Source organism: Vallitalea longa (assembly GCF_027923465.1).
GTDB classification, from domain to species: domain Bacteria; phylum Bacillota; class Clostridia; order Lachnospirales; family Vallitaleaceae; genus Vallitalea; species Vallitalea longa.
Genome location: NZ_BRLB01000001.1, coordinates 283125 through 304564 on the forward strand (window position 1 = coordinate 283125; position 21440 = coordinate 304564).

A 21440-nucleotide genomic window follows, 5' to 3' on the forward strand; every position below is an offset into this window, starting at 1 on the left:
TTTATTCACCACCTTTTATGTCTGCTTTGTTGAATAGTACTTTTTTCATTGTTAGACTGTAATTTATAATCATCAATATACAGCATATAGGGAATGCCATATATATCAATGGGTATGGTATATCTAATATATTGGTTGTTCTATTCGTATTGATCAGTTGTTTTATGAAATCTGTTCCATGGATAAAAAAATATATGATGACACATATAGATACAATGTATCCGAACACCTCAGTTATTTTCCTCATTGTAGGTCTCATATGATCCACAATGAATTCTATGGCTACATGACTGCCAGTACGAAAGGCAGCCCCTACTCCAAAGAAAACAACCCAAGTAAAGCACCATAACTGCACTTCCTGTAGCCAAACAAAGGGATTGTTGAAAAAATATCTCATCAATACTCCAAAAAAAGTAGTGGATACTAGTACAATCAATGCTATTGCTGCAATTATGATATCCAAATTCATTAGACATCTTTTGATCTTATTGTTAGACTGCATTTTTATCCTCCTTCAAGCTTATGACCTAGAGGTTGTAATACCTTCTAGTTTAATTACTAGTATCACTGATTGCTTCTTTGATTTTGTCATGTAAACCTTCTGACCATTGGGATGTGATTTCAGGCAATGAATAGAATGCTTCGGCTTTTTCTTGGAACTCTGATAAGTCCACCTCTATTATTTCTACACCTTCGTCTTTTAGTTTCTTTAATGTATCTTCTGTCACTTGTTCTTGAATTCCATTATTATATAATCCAGCTTCATTACCAGTTTCAACCAAAATCTTCTGCTGCTCTTGGGATAATGAATTAAAGAAGTCTAAACCAGCAACCCAAGTGGTGAAGTTCTGTACATGTCCATCTAGTGTCAAGTACTTAGCGACTTCATAGAATTTACCATTATATAAAACGGATAGTGGGTTTTCGAGTCCATCAATTGTTCCTTGTTGCAATGAAGTATATACTTCTCCTAGAGCCATAGGTGTAGGTGATGCACCTAATACTTCAAAACCTTTTATCTGAATTGTATTATCAGGAACACGTATTTTCATTCCCTTAAGGTCATCTACTGTTCTTACAGGTTTAGTTGTCATTGTATGACGTGCACCGTAAACCCAATTGGAAGTAAGTAATTTCAGACCTTGATCTTCAAGTTTTTGGGATTGTTCCTTATACCAGTCGCTTTCAATAAGCTTCCAGCATTGGTCCCATGTATCAAATAAATATGGTGCAAAAACAATACCGAAATCTTTTACTCCTCTATCTGAGTAGAAAGCTCCATCTGCAAGAGTTATGACTGAATCTCCAGCAAGCATCTGGTCGATTAGCTCATTCTTCGCTCCTAATTGACTTGATGGGAATATCTCTACTTTCATATTTCCATTACTTCTTTCTTCAATTAGTTTCTTCCATTGGTTTACAGCAAGGTCAAGAGGTTCTCCTGGATTATTTGCGTAACCGATTTGAATTGTAACAGATGCATTTTGGGTAGATTGTTTACTTGTATCACCTTCGTTACTTGTTTCTGTTCCTTTGTTACTTGAACCACATGCAGTTAGCATTGATAATACTAATGTTACTACCAAAAACAACTTAAATTTTTTCATAGTATCTCATTTTCTCCTTTTATTTTATTTTTCTATTTTAATGTGATAACACATCAAAAAACTAAGTAGTCCCCATACGATGAAATCAAAATAAATAATAGAATACTTTAATTATACTTACTATGAGAATGTAAAATTATCTATGTGCATTAGTTAAATACACTATGTATATCAGTTGAACATTAGTATATACCAATTGGATCTTTTTGTCAATATTATCCTTAATAATTTTATTAGATAGTATTTTTTATCTATAATGCACATAGTAATTAATGCTTTATCAACTCCATTATCAAATTTTCAGGTAAAAATGTATATAAAAAAAACAATCTAGGCTAAATTGCCAGATTGCTTTTTTCTAGGATATAAGAAGTATATTATGTCTTATCATTCTCTTTTTCCTCCATATATTCAAGTGATATCGTCTAGATATAATATCCAAGTGCTTCAAATATTCTAGAGCTTATATATTATTTTATTTCTAACGATTAATTTCTATTTTGTTCTAGAAAGTGGAATAATTTTCATTAGGCATTGACTATCACCCATCTTAATACTTTCTAATAATTCTATATCAACTTCACAACCAAAGACGTATTGGAATATCTCCTTGTTATAACCCACTGTACAATAGCACCAAGTCTTCGTTGGCAGAATTTCAATATCTTCAAGCATTGGACATGGACATGAAAAATATTTCGTATGTAGATACCCATCTTCTATGTACCATCCTGCTTCATACTCATTCATTTTGTCAACAAACTCAGTCATGGTTTTAGAATCATCATAAATTCTCTTAATGAATACTTTGGATTCTTTCAACTTACCGTTTTCGCCACAATAACAACCCATCCTAATGTCTTTTATCATTTTATCATCAAATCGTTTTTCAAGTTCAGAAGTAATATAATCAACCCATGCATTTTTTTCATTGATTGTAGGATTCAGTGGCAGGTCCTTTCCTAAAGCTATTTCATGTGCAACATCTAAGTTACTGTATTTTGTTATGTTTTTTATAAGCTTCTTTACTTCCTCATGCATTGGCATATTTTAATACCTCCTGCTTAATTTTTATTGAACCACGTGAAAAACAGCATATATCATCTATATGGAACAATATATACTGTTCTAAATTGTTTGTCAATCAAACTGACCTTATTGATACAAACCACTTCTCAATATTATTATTATAATTTAGAAAGCTACTTTCATAAATAGCGCCACACAACAAAGGAGAATGACAAAAGGAACATAAATATAACGGCCAATAAAATACCATGTACTTCCTTGCTTCTTAGTACTACCCTTATTGATTTCAAAGAATAAGTCTTCTTTTTTCATAACCCAGAACCAACAAACAGCACCTAATGTTGCACCTATAGGGATTATATAAATTGATACGAAGTCCATCCATGGTCCCCACTGGAATATAGCTTCCATATTCACTCCAAATCCCAAACATATCAAACATAAAATCACAAGAACTCCTTTACGGTTGAGTTTTGGAAATTTATTTAACAAAGATTCACCAACAGCTTCAAACATGTTTTGTAAAGAGCTGATACCTGCGAAAATCATAGCAACATATAAAATTATCGCAAAAATACGACCCATAGGGATATCTTGTAAAATAGTTGGCAATGTAACAAAAAGTAATCCTGGACCTGCACCAACATCAAGATTATAAGAGAAACATGCAGGAATAATAACCAAAGCTGCGATAAGTGCTGCAATAGTATCAAATATTGCAGTCTTACGAGCCACAGTAATTACATTTTCATCTTCTCCTAGATAAGCACCATAAACAATCATACCACTTCCAGTAATGGACAGTGAAAATAATGCTTGCCCCATGGCCCAAATCCACACCATTGGATCTTTGAGTACTTCCCATCGAGGAATAAGCATAAACAAGTAACCTTCCATTACATTTGGAAGCATTGCAACACGTACTGCCAAAATAATAAATATTATAAAGAATAAAGGCATCATAATTTTATTTGTCTTTTCAATACTCTTTACGCCTAAAAATAGAGTACATAATGTAACTATTACTATAATAACATGGTATGGTATCACAGAATGAGGCGTAAGTGAAAAGGATTCAAACCACTTATCAGTATTTACAGTCATTAAATTACCTGTTAAAGAATTAACCAAAGCCTTAAATATGTATGATACAATAACTGCATAACCGATAGCAATGCACATTGATCCTGCTAAAGGTAACCAACCGAGAAATCCACCTATTTTTCCAGCTTTTTTACTTCGTGTGTTAAGAGCGTTTTCATAAGAACCCAAAGTACCTGTTTTGGAACGACGTCCAATAGCAAACTCCGCTGGTAAGCCTACATAGCTGAAAATAAAAATAAATAACAGATATATCAGCAAAAATGCACCGCCACCATTGCTCCCCAATTTATTTGGAAATCCCCATACGTTTGCCATTCCTACAGCAGAACCCACAGATGCCAGAATAAATCCCCAACGACTGCGAAATCCTCTAGATTTTTGTTTATTTTCAATATCCATTAATGCGCCTCCTAGATCAATTTTTTTTATAATTTTTATTTTATACATAATAATTTTCAAAATGTTAATAAATACAAACTTAGGTTTCTTCCGTAATAGGAAAGTATAACTGTCTCCTATTTGGCAAAATAAAAGTCCTCTGTCCCCAACAAAAAAAGGGACAGAGGACGAAATTTCCGTGGTACCACCTCTGGTTTAAGTATTTATAAGAAAATACTCCTCTTTGTGTGCCAACACACACTAACGCTATATCGGGCGTACCCGTCTTACCCTACTAAAATATTTTCAGGCAGCTGCTCCGGAATGTATTCAAGACAGTAAGTTTACATCCTTTCACCAACCGGATGCTCTCTATAAAACTTTATCTGTTTTACTTCTTTCCTTCGACGCATTAAATCATTTACTTTACAATATCACACTATTAAAGATAAATCAAGTGTTACGTTACTGTTGTGTGTTATTTTATGGTTTGTGCGATGACTTTCATCTGTAATATCATTTTAATTACTAGAGTAAAATTAGAATTTTAAATTATGATTAAACATTTTAGCTATTTCATAATTAGAACATTCCATTTCAACATTTAGCCCATTAGTAGATTTTAAATATATACGTCCATATAAACATACTGGTAATTGACGATTGTATTTGAATCTTCTGTCTCGCGTTCCATTTTTATTTACATATTGCCATGTTTTACCTACTATTTGAGAATCTTTAGGAACTGATCTAGATTCTATAAATTTAGCTGATAAAACATTTACTTGTATATCTTTATAATTTATAGCTCCGACTTTAGTACCACGTATTATTATAATTTTATCTGGCAGAAATATCAGTTTCTCTTTCTTTAATTTTATTTGTAAAGTATCAATATTGGCAATTAAATAAAATGGAGTTTTCTTTGATATAGTAATAGGTATTCTCTTAATATTCCTTAAAGCACCTGCATTATATTTTTCATTTATAACTTTAACATATTTAATAATTTGCCATATCTTTTTATTTTTATTGAGTAATAACCATGCTTCCGATTGTTTAGAGTACTTTTTAGTTGTATATTCATCCATATTGTAATCAAGTTGTATTTTCCCATATATATGGATAAGAATTTTAATTAGAATCCCAATCAAAGGTGCTATAATAAATACTGGTTGTATAATTAAAACAATAAAAAGCAATAAAAAATTACTTAATCTATTTAATCTTAGAATTCTACTTATTTTATCTATTAATTCTTGATATTCCTTATCATTGAATTGTTTAATATTAGCACTATTTATATCAACAATCTCACCAGCTAAAATATTGGTATTGTATCTATAATTTTTTTTTAGTTTATTCCTATTTTCTTCATTATATGAAACCCCTGAAATTGCCCAACTATATCCAACACCTGACTTGCTCATATTAATATGAAAACCACCCCCTAAATCTATATTTTTTCTATGTTTAGATAACATAAAGCTCTCTCCTTTGATTATTAATTATTTAATGCAATAAACATAATTAATATATAATTATTACATTTATTATAAATAAATCCATTTATAATTTTATACTTGTTTTCTACAATTTTCAACAAAATATTATTATATGTTATAAAAATCTATTAATTATAATATTTTGAAATTATTTATAGTTTAGTTGAATCAAAAATAGCCTCCTATATCTAACTATAGAAAGCTTTTTTTACATTTTATAAGTTTATAAATTCTTAGAAAGTAATATCTGACAAACTATATTCATACATTATATCTTTGTATTCATAATACTGCATAAGATAATATAAGATAATATTAAACAAATTTATTTCACAGGATAAGTTTTATAATAATTCCTTTTCCCATATTTTTCTCTATGCTGTCTCAAGATTTCATCCATCACATCTGGATTACCTTTCATTTCATTTACTAAATCCTGATTAACACCTTGTGAAAAAGGACAAGCACTCATACATACTCCACAGTCATTTTTTACTTTCATCCACATTCCCATGCATTTTGCTTCATCATGTTTCCAATATGTACCTTCCTCCGTAATTGTAGCATCAGTTCTGCAAATAGCCTTACTTGGACAATTATCTGCACAGATACCACAACGTCCGCAAAACTCTTGCAAACCAAAACCCATTGGACCATCTTCAATTAAAGGCATATTTGTCCATACAGCAGCAAGTTTCATTCTATTGCCGTATTTTGGGTTGACTACCATATTGCTTCTTCCCAGTTCACCGATACCAGCTTCCAGAGATAACTGGGTGATTGGAGAATAATACTTCAAATAGTTGTCAGGTAAAGCATGATAACCTAATGATTTCAGATATGATGTTAATTGTGCGCTTACCATTGTTGATTTTGCATATGTTTGTGTAGAAGCAATCATCCCATGAAACTTTGGAGAGTTATTCAACAAATTCAGATTCATGGCACTTCCCAATACGATGGCATACTTATAGTCATCTCTTATTTCAGAATCGTCGCCATTAGGAATTCCCATCATATTCCCACGTTGTGAATAAGAAGAATTTTTGCCTATTTGGGCTATTCCAACAACGTCTGCACCATATTGAATTGCTACGTCTTTTAATAATATACTTGCGATTGCTGGTTCTAATTCGACTTTTTCTTTAGCTACCTTCTTTTTTATAGCAGCTTTATTTGCTTTAGCCGAATCTCTGAATAGAGGATTATTTATTTTTGAAGTTGCTATTTCTATGGGAATAGTCTTTTTATCACCAAAATCACCATTTTCCATACTCATAGTATTGATACCGAATTTTGATGCCAATTTCATTAGTGTCCTCATTCTTTTCATTTTTTTCTTGTTTTTTTCATCATTACTTCCCATTCCCATGTTCTTGTTCATTTCACTTCTTAGATGAGTATCAACTTCTTCATATTGAGGAAATTCTTTATAGAAATCTTCATATTCTTTTGTTCCTTCTATTAATCCTACTCTAGAGAATATTGTTTCTCTTTCATCAAATGCAACCATTCAATCACCATCCTTAATTGACCATTAATCATTTTCTGATACTTGCTCATGTTCTAATGTTATATGATATATTCTTTTCATGATTCTTATATGTTCTTTCGCGTCATGTTCTCCCAATTCAGCTAATACCTTAGAAATATGTTCTACAGCATATTCCTTGGCTCTAAGCCCTGTCTTTCTGCCTTTTTCCGTAATATAAACAATAATTCTACGACGGTCTTTAGTATCCATTTTACGGATAATACAACCTTTATCCTCAAGTTTGTTCAATATATTTGCCACCCTAGCTGTTGATACACCAATGAATTGTGCCAACTTACTTGGGGTAACACCATCTTCAACTTCAATCAAATAACCTATTACACTTTTTTCACCACGTATTTGATCTGTATTGATGTTGTTTATGTGTTTAGGTACTCTAGATAACTTAAACTGATACTCTACCAACTTCTCAGCATATTTTTTGTAATCCATAATATAATCAGCTCCTGTCCACATTCTCTAACATTATTAATAATTAACACTGTTAGCTTTAATTATAATTAACACTGTCATTAATGTCAAGAATTTAAATTAAGACAGCAAAAAAACATAGCACCTCTTATTGAATAAAAGTACTATGTTTATAATTAATTGTAAAAGTGCTATATGGATTTCTATATTTTATAGATAGTAATGTTTAATATTTTATTATATAAAATATAATGATTTCTTGTAAATTATAAATTTAATGTATAATAACTACACATGTAATATTCCCTTAACCATACTATCGACTCTCTTGAGATCATCTTCATTTGGTCTTCCTGTAATATCTCCCATGCGTCCCATTTTGTTGAACTTAGTATAGAAGCTGTTCTCACTGTTGAACTGTCCTTCAAAAAACCATTCGGTGATAACTTCATATCCCAGATGGTCAAGTAATTGCCCAAGAAATTCGGGTACAGAAGTAGCTTCATTTTTACCAGTGTGAGGACCAGCGAATGTGCAATATGTCACAGCTTTTTTATTGACTCTCCTTGGTGCATAAGGCTTGATGTCTCCACTTTTTACATATTTCTTTTGCATTTCCTTCCATAAATCAATCATATCTTGAGGTGGTAACCATATGTAGACACCTGTGCCGATAAATACAAAATCATACTTTAAAAAATCTATAGTATCTTTGTCTATATTTTTAGTCACTTCAATGGTATCAATCTCATGACCTTCATCTTTAACTGTTTTATCAATTTGTAAGGCTATCTTTTTAGTATTTCCTGTAACTGAGAAAAATAAATTTAACACCTTCATATTATCATACTCCTTCTTGATATATATAGGTTCATATGGAACCTATAAACCTATATTAATGAATTATACGTTGAAGTGTATTATATCACTATTTAATTGTGTAAAATGTATCCTCAGATACTTAATTGAAAATATAATAAAATATTATGACCCAACTTTAATAAAGTTGTCTATCTAATTATTATTCCTTAGTGCTATTGGAATCATTTAATATCTCAATACCATTTCTAATTTTATCTAATGATGAGTCCATGTAACATCTCCTTACATTATATTTTGTGGTTGCCCCTTCATCCAAGATTCGATATTATCAAAACAGATTATCGCTCTCTTTACCAATGCTTCCTTTGTAGCAAAAGCAACATGTGGAGTGACTATGGTATTAGGTGTGTCAAATAAAGGGTAATTACTAGGAATTGGTGGCTCAACTTCAAATACGTCAATTCCTGCTCCAGCAATTTTCTCTTCCTTTAATGCCTTAGCTAATGCAGTATTATCAATAATTGGTCCTCTCGCTGTATTGATGAAAATAGCATCTGGTTTCATCATATCAAAATGCTTCTTACTAATCATTCCTTTTGTATTTTCATTAAGAGGTAAATGTAAAGATACTATATCACTCTTGCTCATTACTTCTTCCAATGACATGTACCTAACGCCTTTTTCTTTCAAATGCTCTTTTTCCGTTCTGCTATAAGCCAAAACATCACAACCAAAAGCCATACCTATTTCAATAACCTTTTCCCCAATGGCTCCAGTACCTATAATACCTAATTTTTTTCCTGCCAGTTCAAATCCAATTAATCCCGCTTTGGTTCCAGCTACTCTAGTAACTTTGTCACAGGTGACTATGCGTCGATATAATCCCAACATTAAGCCATAAGCTAATTCTGCAACAGCATCCGTAGAATATCCTGCACAATTAGACACCAGAATGTTATTATTCTTACAATAATCCATATCCACATGATCTACACCCGTAAAAGCTACAGAGATCATTTTTAGATTCTTACACTCCCTTAGAACTGATTCACGAAAAGGCAAGTTGGTCAATATAACAACATCTGCATCTCTAGCCCTTTCAATTAGAACTTCTGTCTCTTCCCTTCTATCATGGTACTGAATAAACTCATGTCCTCCATCTTCAATGAATTTTGATAGACCTTCCAATTTTTCCTGTACAACTCCCAATGGTTCAATTAATACTATTTTCACTTTTTTATCCTCACTTTCATATCTTTTTAATATAAGTTATAATACTTTGCTAATACCAACATTTTCAAATTATTTCTCTAGAATATTTTCTCAATTGTTTTCGTTCTCTATATTATAACATCTCTATTGCAATCTTTTGAATAGATATATGTAAATGCCTCTTCTCCACCTCCATATGCCCATTATATTATAGTTTTCTATATATTATTTTTTCCACTATTGTCGCCATTTGTTCTGGAGTTTCACGTTGTTCTTTTTCCATCCATATAGTCGTAATGCTCCAGTATCCACCCATATTGAAATGATGAGCATAATATAAACTGTCCTGTCGCTTCATGGTATCCTCTATTTCTTCTAGTAATACATGGTCTACCAAAATAGCTACATATGCTAAGAATTCAGGCAATCTATCTCCAACAAAATATAGCATATCAGATTTTCGTAGCAGCTTAAGAAAATCCAAATGCTGGTTCCAGAATTCAAAATAAGATACACTAACAGAATATAGCGTCATCTCATCTTTTTCACGTATCTTTTGAGCAAAATCTTTTAATATTACATTACAATAAAGAATTAATATATCATCTTTATTTCTGAAATGCCTATAAAACGTTCTACGTCCTATATGTGCTTTTGAAGCAATATCAACAATAGTTATTTTCCTATATTTTCTCTTATACATTAAAGTTAGTAACGCATTCATAATCCACTCTTGTGTTTGAGTGACTGTAATCTCCATCATATCTACTCCTCATGGCACATTTTTTGAATAATGTGCCTATATTTACTGATTTATTGTAAAAAATATCTTTTAGTATTATACTACATTAAAAGCATATGGCACAAGTGTGTCATAGATATTATGTTGCTATAAAAAATCGTAGGAGGTTCATCTATGTTAAAAACAAATATGAAGGAAGAATTTGAAAAATACAATACTCTGATGCCAATAAAACATGCACATATTGATAACGAAGATTTTCCCTATCGCTATTATAGAAATGTTAACCCAGCAAAGGATATTACGTTAGTTTTTCTAGCTGGTGGAACTGGTCTAGCTGATTCATTCTTTTTATTGTTCAGTTCATTTGCAGATAAATATAATTTACTGATATTCAATTATCCGAAAGCATTTAATACCAATGCCAAACTAGCTGATGCTTTTGCAGAGTTACTCATGCAATTGGATATACATAATGTTTACTTAGTAGGACAATCCTATGGTGGACTATTTGCTCAAGTAATGGCAAAAAGACATCCTGAATCATTGAAGGGTCTGATTTTATCTGGTACATGCTCTATGTATAATGACCTGACATACAAAGGAATTGCTAATATAATTAAATTCATCAGTCCAAAAAAACTTAAGAAAAACCTAAGAAAAGACAGACTCGTTCCTAATATATTGCTACCACCGTTTTTAAAACTAGTATTCAAGAAAGTATCTTCTCAATACAAAACTGCCCAAAACTTTAACCCTGTTATTGATTTATTAAGAGACTCTATCAATAAAGAATATTGGTATCACATGGATTTATTACTAGGAGACTTGATGAATGTATATGGTACACATAAACCAGCTGACTTCAAATCTTTTCAAAATGAAGTAATGCTTATTTTTTCAGAACAGGATACTTTCTTCTGTGACGAGCTTAGAGAGGCTTTGATACGATTGATGCCAAAATCTACAGTTGTTAATAATATAGATGGCGGGCACCTTGCTTTAATGATCAACCCAGAAAACTATATTGATATGATTAATACATTTATCTATGAGAGAAATTAGTTCTATATATGAGTTTGTGTTTATGCTAGCTATAGATTAAAAAAGTAAAGGTGTAATTGTGTAATCAATACCTTTACTTTAAATATGTAGAATATCTGTTTTCAAACAATATTTCTTATGCATTTTCTTGATGATAGAGTATATATAACCTTATTCACTATTAACGATTTTCAAATATGGGTTCAATATGTTCTTTTATAAGTTCTAAACTATCTTTTACATCTTGTCTAAAAAATGCAGCAATAGAAACCACTATTTTTTTCTTGGCATTGAAATAAATCACATTTCCTCCATCTCCCATAGCTGCACAGGCATGTTCATCATCATCAATAATCCACCATAAATATCCATAGGAAAGATTCATTTCTTCCCATCGGCTATGCTCCTTCATACTCTCGTCGATCCATGCTACCGATACAATTTGCCTTCCATTCCACATTCCCCTATTTTGATACAATTGCCCTATCTTAGCCATATCCAAAGGAGAAAGAGTAAGTCCCCATCCTCCTGTATTCACTCCATTTGAATCAGCAACCCAGCCACTGATGTCATTAGCTTGATTAAATGCTAGTTGTTCTTCTTTGCTATGAAAAACCACATTATCCTCAACAGTTATTCCCAGTGGTGAAAATAAATTTTCTGTTGCGAAATCAAGCACAGATTGCCCAGTTGATTTTATAAGGATGCCCGATAGAATATCTGGTCCAATGAGAGGAGTATATTTAAATTTTCCTATCTCTCCCTTACCTCCTAATAGATCAAGAGTAAATTTTACCCAATCATCACTAGTGAAATATTTTATGTAGGGTACAGAAGAATTATATTTGTAAGGAGCTGTCATTGTCATCAGATTCTTAAGTGTAACATTCTGTATTGTTTTTTCTCCTCTTTTGACTATGTAATCAGGAAAGAAATCCAATACTTTCTGGTTGATACTTTTGATATACCCTTTATCCATGGCAATCCCCATCAATATTGAAACGATGCTTTTTGTTACTGAGTAAACATGTAACCGGCTAGTATTATTACAGTCATTAAAGTACTTCTCATACAGTGTTTTACCATCTTTTAGTACAACCATACCTGCAATATTATTATGCTCATTGTTTATTTTCTTTTCCAACTCTTTTACTATTTCTTGATTCATATAATCTTCTCCTTTATAAGTTATTGTCTTTTCAACTCCATCATATTTCTTAGTTCCTATTCTAATATGAAAGTTGAGTAATCGTAGCTTATTAGTCTAGTTATTTGACACTTTCTTTTTGACAGGATAGTATATTTCAGTTATGAGTTCACTCTCTTTTTGAACTTGTGAAGGGTCAGTTACATACACTTCATAGAGGGCGTTGTCAGATTCATATCCTTCCTTTTCTGCCCATTCACGTTGTTTAGTATATACAGAAGATAAGTTAGAATAAGAGCCATACAGAACTGTCTTCAAACATAGTCCTGGGTTAAAATCTCTTGTACCTGTAACATACTCTTTTACCGGAATGGCAAATTCTGTGTCCAAACCGAATGGAGTAAATTCTGGGCTATGAAAAAGTACCATTGGTGGGGCAAACATGGTTAGTTTATCATTATTAATTTTTTTGAATAAATCAGTAAAACAATTACCATATTCTTCAGCAAATTCATATTCAAGAACCATTTTTCGGATAGATAAAAGATACATCTTAGGTACTTCCACAAGCCTAACATCGATATCCTCAAGATATGACATCATTGATTTTCCTTGTTTCAGATTTGATATATCATCATTCAGTTGGTCTAGATTTCTTTTAATATCCTGTACTTGTTTCTCCATTTCTTTTCTCTTCTTGGTAAGAACTAAATAAAGCTTTTCATCCATTGATTCTTCGGATTCCAGGATTGTTTTGATTTCTTCCAAAGAAAATTTGTATGATTTTAGTCGGTTGATAAACAACATGGTTTCTAATTGTTCAATGGAATAATATCTATAGCCATTTTCAGGATTGATTTCAACAGGCATGATTAACCCTATTTCTGCATAATAACGAAGGGTTTTAGTAGATACCTTGCATATATTCGAAAACTCTCCAATAGATAACATAGATTATCCTCCTTTCAGCGTATCCTGTATGTTTACCATTATCTTACACCTTGCCCTAAGGGTAAAGTCAAGGGAGGATTTTATCTTTTAAAATCTGCAACTACTTATGCTAGGTGGACACTACAAATTTTAGTTGTGGACTGAACAAATTTTTTCTGTTTTATTAAGGCTTTTAAATCAAGTATAATTTAGTTAATGATTTGTGTCAAAAATTTAACAAACTATTTATAGGTGTAAAATAACTTAAAGGAGATGCTAAGTATGCCTAAATTCAATAATTATCCAAATATATTCAAACCATTACAAGTCGGTAATATGACAATTAAAAATCGTATTACATTCACTCCACTTGTTTCTTGTCATGCGGATGCGGAAGGAAGAGTTACAACAGAACTCGTTGATTTTCTTGGAGCTCAAGCTAGAACTGGTGCTTCCGTTGTAACAATTGGAGCCACAGCAATTGATGCTGAAAAAGCAGAAGATTTTCTAGGTGCATTATCAATTACAAGAGATAAAGATATCATGGGACTTTCGCGACTTGCAGAAGAAGTGCATAGATTTGGCTGTAAATTATCAGTAGAGCTCAATCATGCTGGACGTGCTGCACATACAGATTTGCTTGTAGGAGATGCCTTAGCACCATCAAATATTCCTCTTCAAGGAAAAGCTAGATATATAAAAGAGTTAACTCAAAGAGACATTGATGACATTATTAATAAATTCTCTGACTGTGCATACAGATGTATGGTTTCAGGATTTGATATGGTAATGCTACATGGTGCACATGGTAATCTTATTGCTCAATTCCTCTCACCATTAAGCAATAAACGTACTGACTGGTATGGAGGCAGTCTTGAAAATCGTATGAGATTCCCACTCGAAATAATCAAAGCCATCAGAGCAAAATGTGGAAACAAGATTGCAATAGATTTTCGTATTAGTGCAGATGAATGTACACCTGGTGGTATGAAGGTTGACGAAGTTATTGAATTTCTTAAGGTAGCTCAAGAAGATCTAGATATGGTTCATATATCAAGAGGATTAATTGTAGACTTGAACTATGCTAAGTATACGTTACCAACTTACTTATCTGAGCATTGTGTAAATGCTGAAAACTCAGCTAAGGTAAAGGCTGCTCTTGATATACCAGTATGTGTAGTTGGAGCTGTCACTACTCTTGAAGAAGCTGAAGAAATTCTAGAAAAGGGACAGGCTGATGTTATTGGTATGGCACGTGCACTTTTAGTTGATGGTGAAACTGTAACCAAAGGCTATAGAGGTGAAAGTAATAAAATCAGACCTTGTATGCGTTGCTACAATTGTATAAAATCAATTTTTCCAGGTTGGCCAGTCCGTTGTAGTCTAAATCCAGTTGTAGGTCGTGAAACAAAATACAGGACAATCCAAAAATCAGATAAGAAAAAAAATGTTATGATTGTTGGAGGTGGTGTGGCAGGAATGATGGCTGCGGAAACTGCTGTAAAACGTGGACATGATGTTACTATTTATGATAAAGCTAATCGTCTTGGCGGGCTACTTCATGAGGCAAGCATATTACCATTCAAGAGAGATTTAAAGAGATATCTTGATTGGCAAGTAAAGAATATAGAGAACTGTGGTGCCAAGATAATTTTAAATACAGAAGTAACTAAAGAAATAGTTGAACAGGTTAACCCTGATGCCCTTGTAGTATGTACAGGATCTACACCAATAATTCCACCAATAGATGGAATTGATGGAAAAAATGTAATTTCAGTGTTTGAAGCTGATAAAGGTAATGTAGAAATAGGAGAAGAAGTAGTTATCTGTGGTGGTGGACTTTCTGGATGTGAAAGCGCATTAGCTCTAGCACAAAAAGGTAAAAAAGTAACTGTTGTTGATATGATGCCAGTTGAATCATTGTGTAGCGAAAACTTTATAGTTAACAAAATAGACTTATTTGATTTACTAAAAGAACACAATGTTAAATTGATCGGTAATGTTAAAGTTGAGAAAATCAATGAAAACGGTGTTGATATAATTGATAGAAATTGGAAGAGAAGCATGGTAAAGGCCGATACTGTAGTAATTGCTCTAGGAATGAAACCTACAGTTGAATCAGTAAATGAATTAAATTCATTAATTCCTGAAACATATGTTGTTGGCGATTGTGCCACTGTTAAGGATATTCACAATGCTATTCACTCAGCTTTCAATGTTGCAGTAGAGATTTAACCACAATTGAAGGAACCAAGAATACTATAGAATTCTTGGTCCTTCAACCTTTTTTTATTATATAGTCTATCAATTTTTTCACAATCTTAGATACTGGTTTATCTTTCTTCAACAAGAAACCATATTCCCAAATGAAAGTCTTATCTTCAAAAGGTATTGCTACAACATTATTGTATCTAGTTTCTAACCAAACGTGTTCTGCACAAATCAGCATACCTCTATTCTCACTTACAAGAGCTGTCATAACTTCAATTTCATTAGTCTTAAAGATAAAATTTGGTGAAATATTGTGCTGTCTGAATTTTTCAACCTGATAGTGATATAATTGCAATCTTTCATCACATGTAATTAATGGCTCGTTTTTTAATTTCTTGATATTGACTGTTTTCAATTTGGCAAAATCATTATCTTTATTTACCAACAGCATAAGTGGTTCTGATTTGATAGATATAAAATCAATATTATTTGAGTAAACTGGTTTAATGCTAATTGCAGTATCTATGTTTTCATTTAAAACCATATCTTTGCATAATTCATCAAGATAATCCATTGTTTCAACCTTGATATCAGTATAATCATTCATGAAATCTATAAATATCATCGGTGACAATGAGCGCAATACCCCTAAAGATATACCAATAGAGATTGTCCCCTTATTGATATCAAAATGTGAGTAAATATCATCGCAAACGGAATCATATTGCTTTAAGAGAGTATCTACTTTTTCATATAAGTACAATCCGTCATTAGTTAGTTCTACACCCGTAGGTGTTCTATTGAAAAGCTTGGTCTTTAATCTCTTTTCAAGGTTTTTGATTGAGGTACTTAACGCTTGTTGAGAGATATATAAGGATTTTGCTGCTTTTGATATATTCTTATATTTACATACGGACGTAAAATATTTAAAATCTTTGATTTCCAATAGTATACCCCTTTCCATTGCACTTATTATAATACATTCAATACAGTATTATTTTCATATCTCTACTGATTTATAATACCATCAATCCAGTTTTATTTACACATATTTTTTCTACATTAATTATCCCTAGCTTAAGTATATTACAACTTTTATATTCATCAACTACAATTTCACATTAGGATTCAAGTATCGTTTTCTTTTTTTCGTCTTACCTTTGTAATCAATTGCTTTGTTTGGACAACTTTGAATACAGGACGCACATAATTCACAATGATGATTCCAACTTGGTTTACCCTTGACCATTGTGATATTATCTACTGGACATCTCTCTGCACACAAACCACATCCAATGCAATTGTTATCCACTGTAAAATATTTATCTGCTTCATGGAACTCATTGATATGTTTGTAAAAACTATTATAAAACAGACGGTCTATAACGGCATGACTTTTCTCTATCTTAGATTCTTTTCTTGTTTTTACACAATCATATATGTCAACAATTCTCTTAGACTCTTTTTCAAATAACTTCTCCTGCACTTTTTTGCTCTTAGCTCCGTAACCAAAGATATAATTGCCAGGCATATTAATTAAAAATCCTGCTGATAGTTTCAATCCCTTTTCTTTCAATATATGCTCACACTGGTCAAGTGCTTTACCTGGAAGTCCTCCATAATTAGCAATAGCATATATATACGTATTCTCCGAAACATCCAACTTACATAAAAAATCACAGATAACCAGTGGTAGCCCCCAATAATATACTGGGAAAACAATTCCTAGTGTTTTTGTATCAATTTTTTCTCCTGAATATTTTGCAATCTTATGTACTGAACATTGACTGAGCTTCTCGTTCAAATCATTGGCAATCTGCAAACTGTTACCAGTACCTGTAAAATAATATATCTTATTCATATTATACCTCCAACATTTCTTTCACTATTATCCTTAGATTTTATTGGTTGAATCATTGTTATTATAGTATCTGTTTTCTATCCTTAAACCATCCTGCATTACATTTTTAACTCATAGCTTTTTGATTCTATTAATATAAAATCTGCTTGGACATGTTTATTCTAATACAAATAGATATATAATTACTTTCAATTAGTTGCTATTTTTTCATTGTCTTATACACATCTCTTAGAGATATACCAAACATTCTCTTACAAGTTGATGCACAATGTGATGAGCCGCCAAATCCTGCTAACATACATGCTTCAGTGATATTCATACCTTCACAATAGTATTTATAAGTTTTACGAAACTTTTCAAATGCCAGATAACTATGTAATGTCATACCTGTCTGTTCCCTGAATAGGTGGGATAACCTACTCTTTGACAAATATACCTTATTGCTCAAATCTTCAACTATTGTTTTTTCAATAGTTTCTAATCCATTAATGTAAGATATGATTTTCTTAACTCTTTCTTCATAACAATAATCATATGAATTATCTATCCCACAGTAATGGAGCAATATTGAATCAAGTTTTTGTGTATTGTCCTTATTGTTTACATATTCCTTTATTACTCTATCTACAATATCATCATCTATGACCTCATAAGGATTTCCCTTAAGATATTTTTCCTTTATAGGTACAGCATATCTGCTTATATCAGTAAATATAAATACAATTGAACCTTCCTCATTTGTTTTTCCTGTATGTATAACATTTGAATCAATACAGATTCCACGACACTTGACATTTTCATTTTCAATCAACCATTCCATCTCATCACCTAAAGAAATGATTATATGTGAAGCAAGATGTTTGTGGCGTTCTGGATTTTTATAATCTGCTAATATTATCATAGGATTACAGAATTTAATGATTTCTGACATTCTTTTATCCCCTTAATTATCATTTTAATGTAATGTTCCAGCTGTATATATTATATCCCTATCATTTTCTATGATTATTTTAATTGCGAGTTCTATAGACTTAATCATCATATCCAAACTCATAGATGGCATATTTTTCTTATCCAACACTTGTTCAGGCAAATACGGTACATGTATAAATCCTCCTCTGATATTTGGATATTTAGTATCTATCAAATACATAAGACCATACATTAGATTGTTACATACGAATGTTCCTGCTGTATATGAGAGTGTTGCTGGTATATTGTTTTCCTTCAATCCTTTTAAAATAGCTTTTACTGGCAATGTTGAAAAATATCCAATTTTGCCATCTACTTTTATAGGCTCATCAATTGGTTGCTTTCCTTCGTTATCTTGAATTCTAGCTTCGTTCAAGTTAAGGGCAAAACGTTCAATTCTTATGGCACATTCACCACCAGCCTGTCCAATACAGATTACGATATCTGGTTGCTCTTTTTCTATAATACTTTCTAGAATGTCTATTGATTTATTGAAAACAGTAGGTATCTCTTTTTTTATAATCTCACATTCACATATAACATCAGACATCTGTCTTATTAGTTCATAAGATGGATTAATACTCTCTTCTCCAAATGGATCAAACCCTGTGATTAATACTTTCATAGTTCATCTCCTTTACGTAGTTATTCTATCATATAATTATAAAACTGTGTTGAAATTCATTTATTTAAGAGTTCTGTTTTGTTACATCAACTAATAAAATAGAATAAGCAAAATTCATCTCTAATATTTTTATTATCTCAAGACATTTCAATGTTTTATATTCAATTGACAGTATATACTTATAAATGTATAATTTAATTAATAAAAATTAGCAATATTGCTAATATAAGGGAGGTTAAATATGAAGAAATACATATCCATTTTATTAGTTCTATGTATGAGTTTTTGTTTTGGATGCACACCCGTCCAAGAATCTTCTGAACATGGACAAGATGAAAAGGTGATAATTTGCCCTAATTTACCTGAACCTTTAATTTATGACAGAGAAAATATTGATAGCATTGAAGAAGTGAGAGATGAAATTTCAGGCAGATATGAATTCAGAGGATATGATTTATCTAAACTTGCTGTTAGCTACAATAATATTTTGTTTTCTGTATTTGATACTAATACAAAATGGCCTGAAGATTTTCAAACGAATGTAGATATAGATAAAATAATAGAATATGGCAAAAATCCTGGTTTAGATATCAAAAAACTACATGAAAAAGGTCTAACTGGAAAAGATATCAATGTTGCCGTTATAGATACTAGACTTCTCCTAGATCATTGTGAATATGAAGACCGATTAGTATATTATGAAGAAATGTATAAAATGAGTGGTCCTGCACATTATCATGGTACACCAATAACATCTATTCTAGCTGGTAAAAATGTAGGAATTCTTCCAGAAGCTAACATATATTATTTCGCTTATACTGATGGTATTATTGATTATGAAGAAGCTTATTTACATCTAAGTAATGCCATAAGAAAAATTATAGAAATCAATACCAACCTACCTGATGAACAGAAAATAAAAGTAGTTTCCATTTCTTCCGGATGGGATAACGAAACTGAGAATGGTAAAAAAGTTACTGAAGCTATTGAATTGGCAAAGAAAGAGGGACTATTCGTAATATCTGCAAAATTATTAGATACTCATAATTATTATTATGACGGTGCTCTAAGAGAACCTTTATCAAATCCTGATTCATTTGATTCATATAAATTAAAAGATTATATATTTCCATTTTATCAAGATAAAAAAGGTATATTGTTGATACCAATGGATGCCAGATATGTTGCAAGTGCCACAGGTAATGAAGATTATGTTATGTATACTAGAGGTGCATGGAGTATGGTTGTACCTTATATTAGCGGATTATATGCATTGGCATGTCAAGTCAACGAAAACATTACACCTGATGAATTCTGGACACAAGCAATTCTAACTGGTGATCTTATGGATGGAGGGAAAGCTAATAACCAGGTTCTAGTTAATCCTACTAAGCTATTTGAGGCTATTAAAAAATTGAATTAATATATAAATATAACAAAAGTAAAGGTAAAAAATAATACCTTTACTTTTTTACGTAGCATATTCTAACTGTTTATTAAGATGAATATCATTATTATATCTAATTAACATTTCTTATTTATAACTTTTTGATTTACCCTTTATTCTTTCTCTAATTCTTTTCTTTTATCAGCTAACTGACTTAAGTAATTTGAGATTTATTTTTCAACTAACACTCTTGAACAATTTATTATAAAGTGAATTCCTTTCTGATTTTTATTATGCTTTCCACTGTCCACAACTTTTCCAGAATCAATTAAATATATTTCATCACTTTCTACAATTGAAGCTATTTTATGACTGATGAAAATTACTATTGCATTTTTACTAACTTCTTTAAAAATAGATACTACATTTTTTTCAGATTGTCCGTCCAAATTTGCTGTCACTTCATCACATACATATATTTTAGTATTTCTTAGTAATGCACGAACAAGACTCAGTTTTTGCTTTTGCCCACTAGAAAGAGTAAAAGCTCCTTCTCCAATTACTGTTTCATATTTTTCAGGAAGTGTATTTATATAATCGTCTATACCAACTTTTTTGCACAAATCAATGATTTCTTCATCGGTTGCATTTTCATTCCCCAATTTCATGTTATTGAATATAGTATCATCAAAGAAAAAATCTTCTTTTTGAATGTAAGTTATATTCTCTCTTAAATATTCTTTTGATACATCCTTATAATCTCTCTGATTTATTTTCAATTCTACAGCATCAATATCATACAATTTTATCAATAATTTGGCAAAAGTACTTTTCTAAAATGAAAGTTGCTTCTTTTTAACACAATAAGTAAACTAAAAATCATCAATTCCAAGCTTAT

The 21440-nt window shown here is 31.4% G+C and carries 19 protein-coding genes, 1 pseudogene and 1 other annotated feature; of the genes and pseudogenes, 3 read left to right on the top strand and 17 right to left on the bottom strand.

Translation table 11 applies throughout. The annotated features are described in order from the left end of the window. Window position 1 precedes the first annotated feature (1 nt). From QMG30_RS01115 to QMG30_RS01160, 10 genes are all read right to left on the bottom strand, one after another. Window positions 2–502, bottom strand: a complete 501-nt coding sequence (locus QMG30_RS01115; RefSeq protein WP_281811360.1) for a TRAP transporter small permease — start codon at window positions 500–502, stop codon at window positions 2–4. A gap of 49 nt (window positions 503–551) precedes the next feature. Beyond that, window positions 552–1607: a C4-dicarboxylate TRAP transporter substrate-binding protein gene (locus tag QMG30_RS01120; protein WP_281811362.1), complete on the bottom strand. Its 1056-nt coding sequence runs from the start codon at window positions 1605–1607 to the stop codon at window positions 552–554. 495 nt (window positions 1608–2102) lie between these two features. Further along, entirely contained in the window at window positions 2103–2654 is a 552-nt protein-coding gene (locus QMG30_RS01125; protein ID WP_281811364.1) for a DUF6144 family protein, read from the bottom strand. A gap of 147 nt (window positions 2655–2801) precedes the next feature. Then, complete coding sequence (locus QMG30_RS01130) at window positions 2802–4139, bottom strand: sodium-dependent transporter (RefSeq protein ID WP_281811366.1); 1338 nt, start codon at window positions 4137–4139, stop codon at window positions 2802–2804. 160 nt (window positions 4140–4299) lie between these two features. Further along, window positions 4300–4535, bottom strand: a binding site (T-box leader). A 122-nt stretch (window positions 4536–4657) separates the two neighbouring features. Next, window positions 4658–5602 carry a DUF4236 domain-containing protein gene (locus QMG30_RS01135; RefSeq protein WP_281811368.1) on the bottom strand — a complete coding sequence of 315 codons (945 nt, stop codon included), beginning with the start codon at window positions 5600–5602 and terminating at the stop codon, window positions 4658–4660. Window positions 5603–5948: 346 nt separating this feature from the next. Beyond that, entirely contained in the window at window positions 5949–7136 is a 1188-nt protein-coding gene (locus tag QMG30_RS01140; protein ID WP_281811370.1) for a 4Fe-4S dicluster domain-containing protein, read from the bottom strand. Window positions 7137–7160: 24 nt separating this feature from the next. Next, window positions 7161–7610, bottom strand: coding sequence for a MarR family winged helix-turn-helix transcriptional regulator (locus QMG30_RS01145; RefSeq protein WP_281811372.1), 450 nt, complete (start codon window positions 7608–7610; stop codon window positions 7161–7163). A gap of 267 nt (window positions 7611–7877) precedes the next feature. Then, window positions 7878–8429, bottom strand: a complete 552-nt coding sequence (locus QMG30_RS01150) for a flavodoxin family protein (RefSeq protein WP_281811374.1) — start codon at window positions 8427–8429, stop codon at window positions 7878–7880. Window positions 8430–8693: 264 nt separating this feature from the next. Further along, window positions 8694–9644 carry a 2-hydroxyacid dehydrogenase gene (locus tag QMG30_RS01155; protein WP_281811376.1) on the bottom strand — a complete coding sequence of 317 codons (951 nt, stop codon included), beginning with the start codon at window positions 9642–9644 and terminating at the stop codon, window positions 8694–8696. Between the two features lie 187 nt (window positions 9645–9831). After that, window positions 9832–10383, bottom strand: a complete 552-nt coding sequence (locus tag QMG30_RS01160) for a TetR/AcrR family transcriptional regulator (RefSeq protein WP_281811378.1) — start codon at window positions 10381–10383, stop codon at window positions 9832–9834. Between the two features lie 156 nt (window positions 10384–10539). On the opposite strand from QMG30_RS01160, the gene QMG30_RS01165 reads away from it, so the two are divergent. Further along, window positions 10540–11430 carry an alpha/beta hydrolase gene (locus QMG30_RS01165; RefSeq protein ID WP_281811381.1) on the top strand — a complete coding sequence of 297 codons (891 nt, stop codon included), beginning with the start codon at window positions 10540–10542 and terminating at the stop codon, window positions 11428–11430. A gap of 160 nt (window positions 11431–11590) precedes the next feature. Here the strand turns inward: QMG30_RS01165 and QMG30_RS01170 are convergent, their stop codons facing one another. Together QMG30_RS01170 and QMG30_RS01175 are read right to left on the bottom strand one after the other, a co-directional pair. Continuing rightward, on the bottom strand, window positions 11591–12577 hold the full coding sequence (locus QMG30_RS01170) for a serine hydrolase domain-containing protein (RefSeq protein ID WP_281811382.1): 987 nt from the start codon (window positions 12575–12577) through the stop codon (window positions 11591–11593). A 96-nt stretch (window positions 12578–12673) separates the two neighbouring features. Then, window positions 12674–13507: a MerR family transcriptional regulator gene (locus tag QMG30_RS01175; protein ID WP_281811384.1), complete on the bottom strand. Its 834-nt coding sequence runs from the start codon at window positions 13505–13507 to the stop codon at window positions 12674–12676. A 261-nt stretch (window positions 13508–13768) separates the two neighbouring features. Here QMG30_RS01175 and QMG30_RS01180 point away from each other — a divergent pair, with 261 nt between their 5' ends. Continuing rightward, window positions 13769–15721, top strand: a complete 1953-nt coding sequence (locus QMG30_RS01180; RefSeq protein ID WP_281811386.1) for an oxidoreductase — start codon at window positions 13769–13771, stop codon at window positions 15719–15721. A 43-nt stretch (window positions 15722–15764) separates the two neighbouring features. Here QMG30_RS01180 and QMG30_RS01185 read toward each other — a convergent pair whose 3' ends face one another. The 4 genes from QMG30_RS01185 to pcp form a co-directional block, all read right to left on the bottom strand. Continuing rightward, the gene (locus QMG30_RS01185) at window positions 15765–16643 is read right to left on the bottom strand and encodes a LysR family transcriptional regulator (protein ID WP_281811388.1); all 879 of its coding nucleotides are present in this window, start codon (window positions 16641–16643) and stop codon (window positions 15765–15767) included. Window positions 16644–16805: 162 nt separating this feature from the next. Then, the gene (locus QMG30_RS01190; RefSeq protein ID WP_281811390.1) at window positions 16806–17558 is read right to left on the bottom strand and encodes an EFR1 family ferrodoxin; all 753 of its coding nucleotides are present in this window, start codon (window positions 17556–17558) and stop codon (window positions 16806–16808) included. A gap of 199 nt (window positions 17559–17757) precedes the next feature. Beyond that, window positions 17758–18489, bottom strand: coding sequence for a helix-turn-helix domain-containing protein (locus tag QMG30_RS01195; protein WP_281811392.1), 732 nt, complete (start codon window positions 18487–18489; stop codon window positions 17758–17760). Between the two features lie 24 nt (window positions 18490–18513). Next, window positions 18514–19155 (bottom strand): pyroglutamyl-peptidase I, encoded by a 642-nt coding sequence (pcp, locus tag QMG30_RS01200; protein WP_281811394.1) that lies wholly within the window; start codon window positions 19153–19155, stop codon window positions 18514–18516. 241 nt (window positions 19156–19396) lie between these two features. Here pcp and QMG30_RS01205 point away from each other — a divergent pair, with 241 nt between their 5' ends. Beyond that, complete coding sequence (locus QMG30_RS01205; protein ID WP_281811396.1) at window positions 19397–20578, top strand: S8/S53 family peptidase; 1182 nt, start codon at window positions 19397–19399, stop codon at window positions 20576–20578. A 194-nt stretch (window positions 20579–20772) separates the two neighbouring features. Here the strand turns inward: QMG30_RS01205 and QMG30_RS01210 are convergent. After that, window positions 20773–21363 (bottom strand): annotated as a pseudogene (locus tag QMG30_RS01210) (ATP-binding cassette domain-containing protein); the annotation flags it as partial. Window positions 21364–21440: the final 77 nt, after the last annotated feature.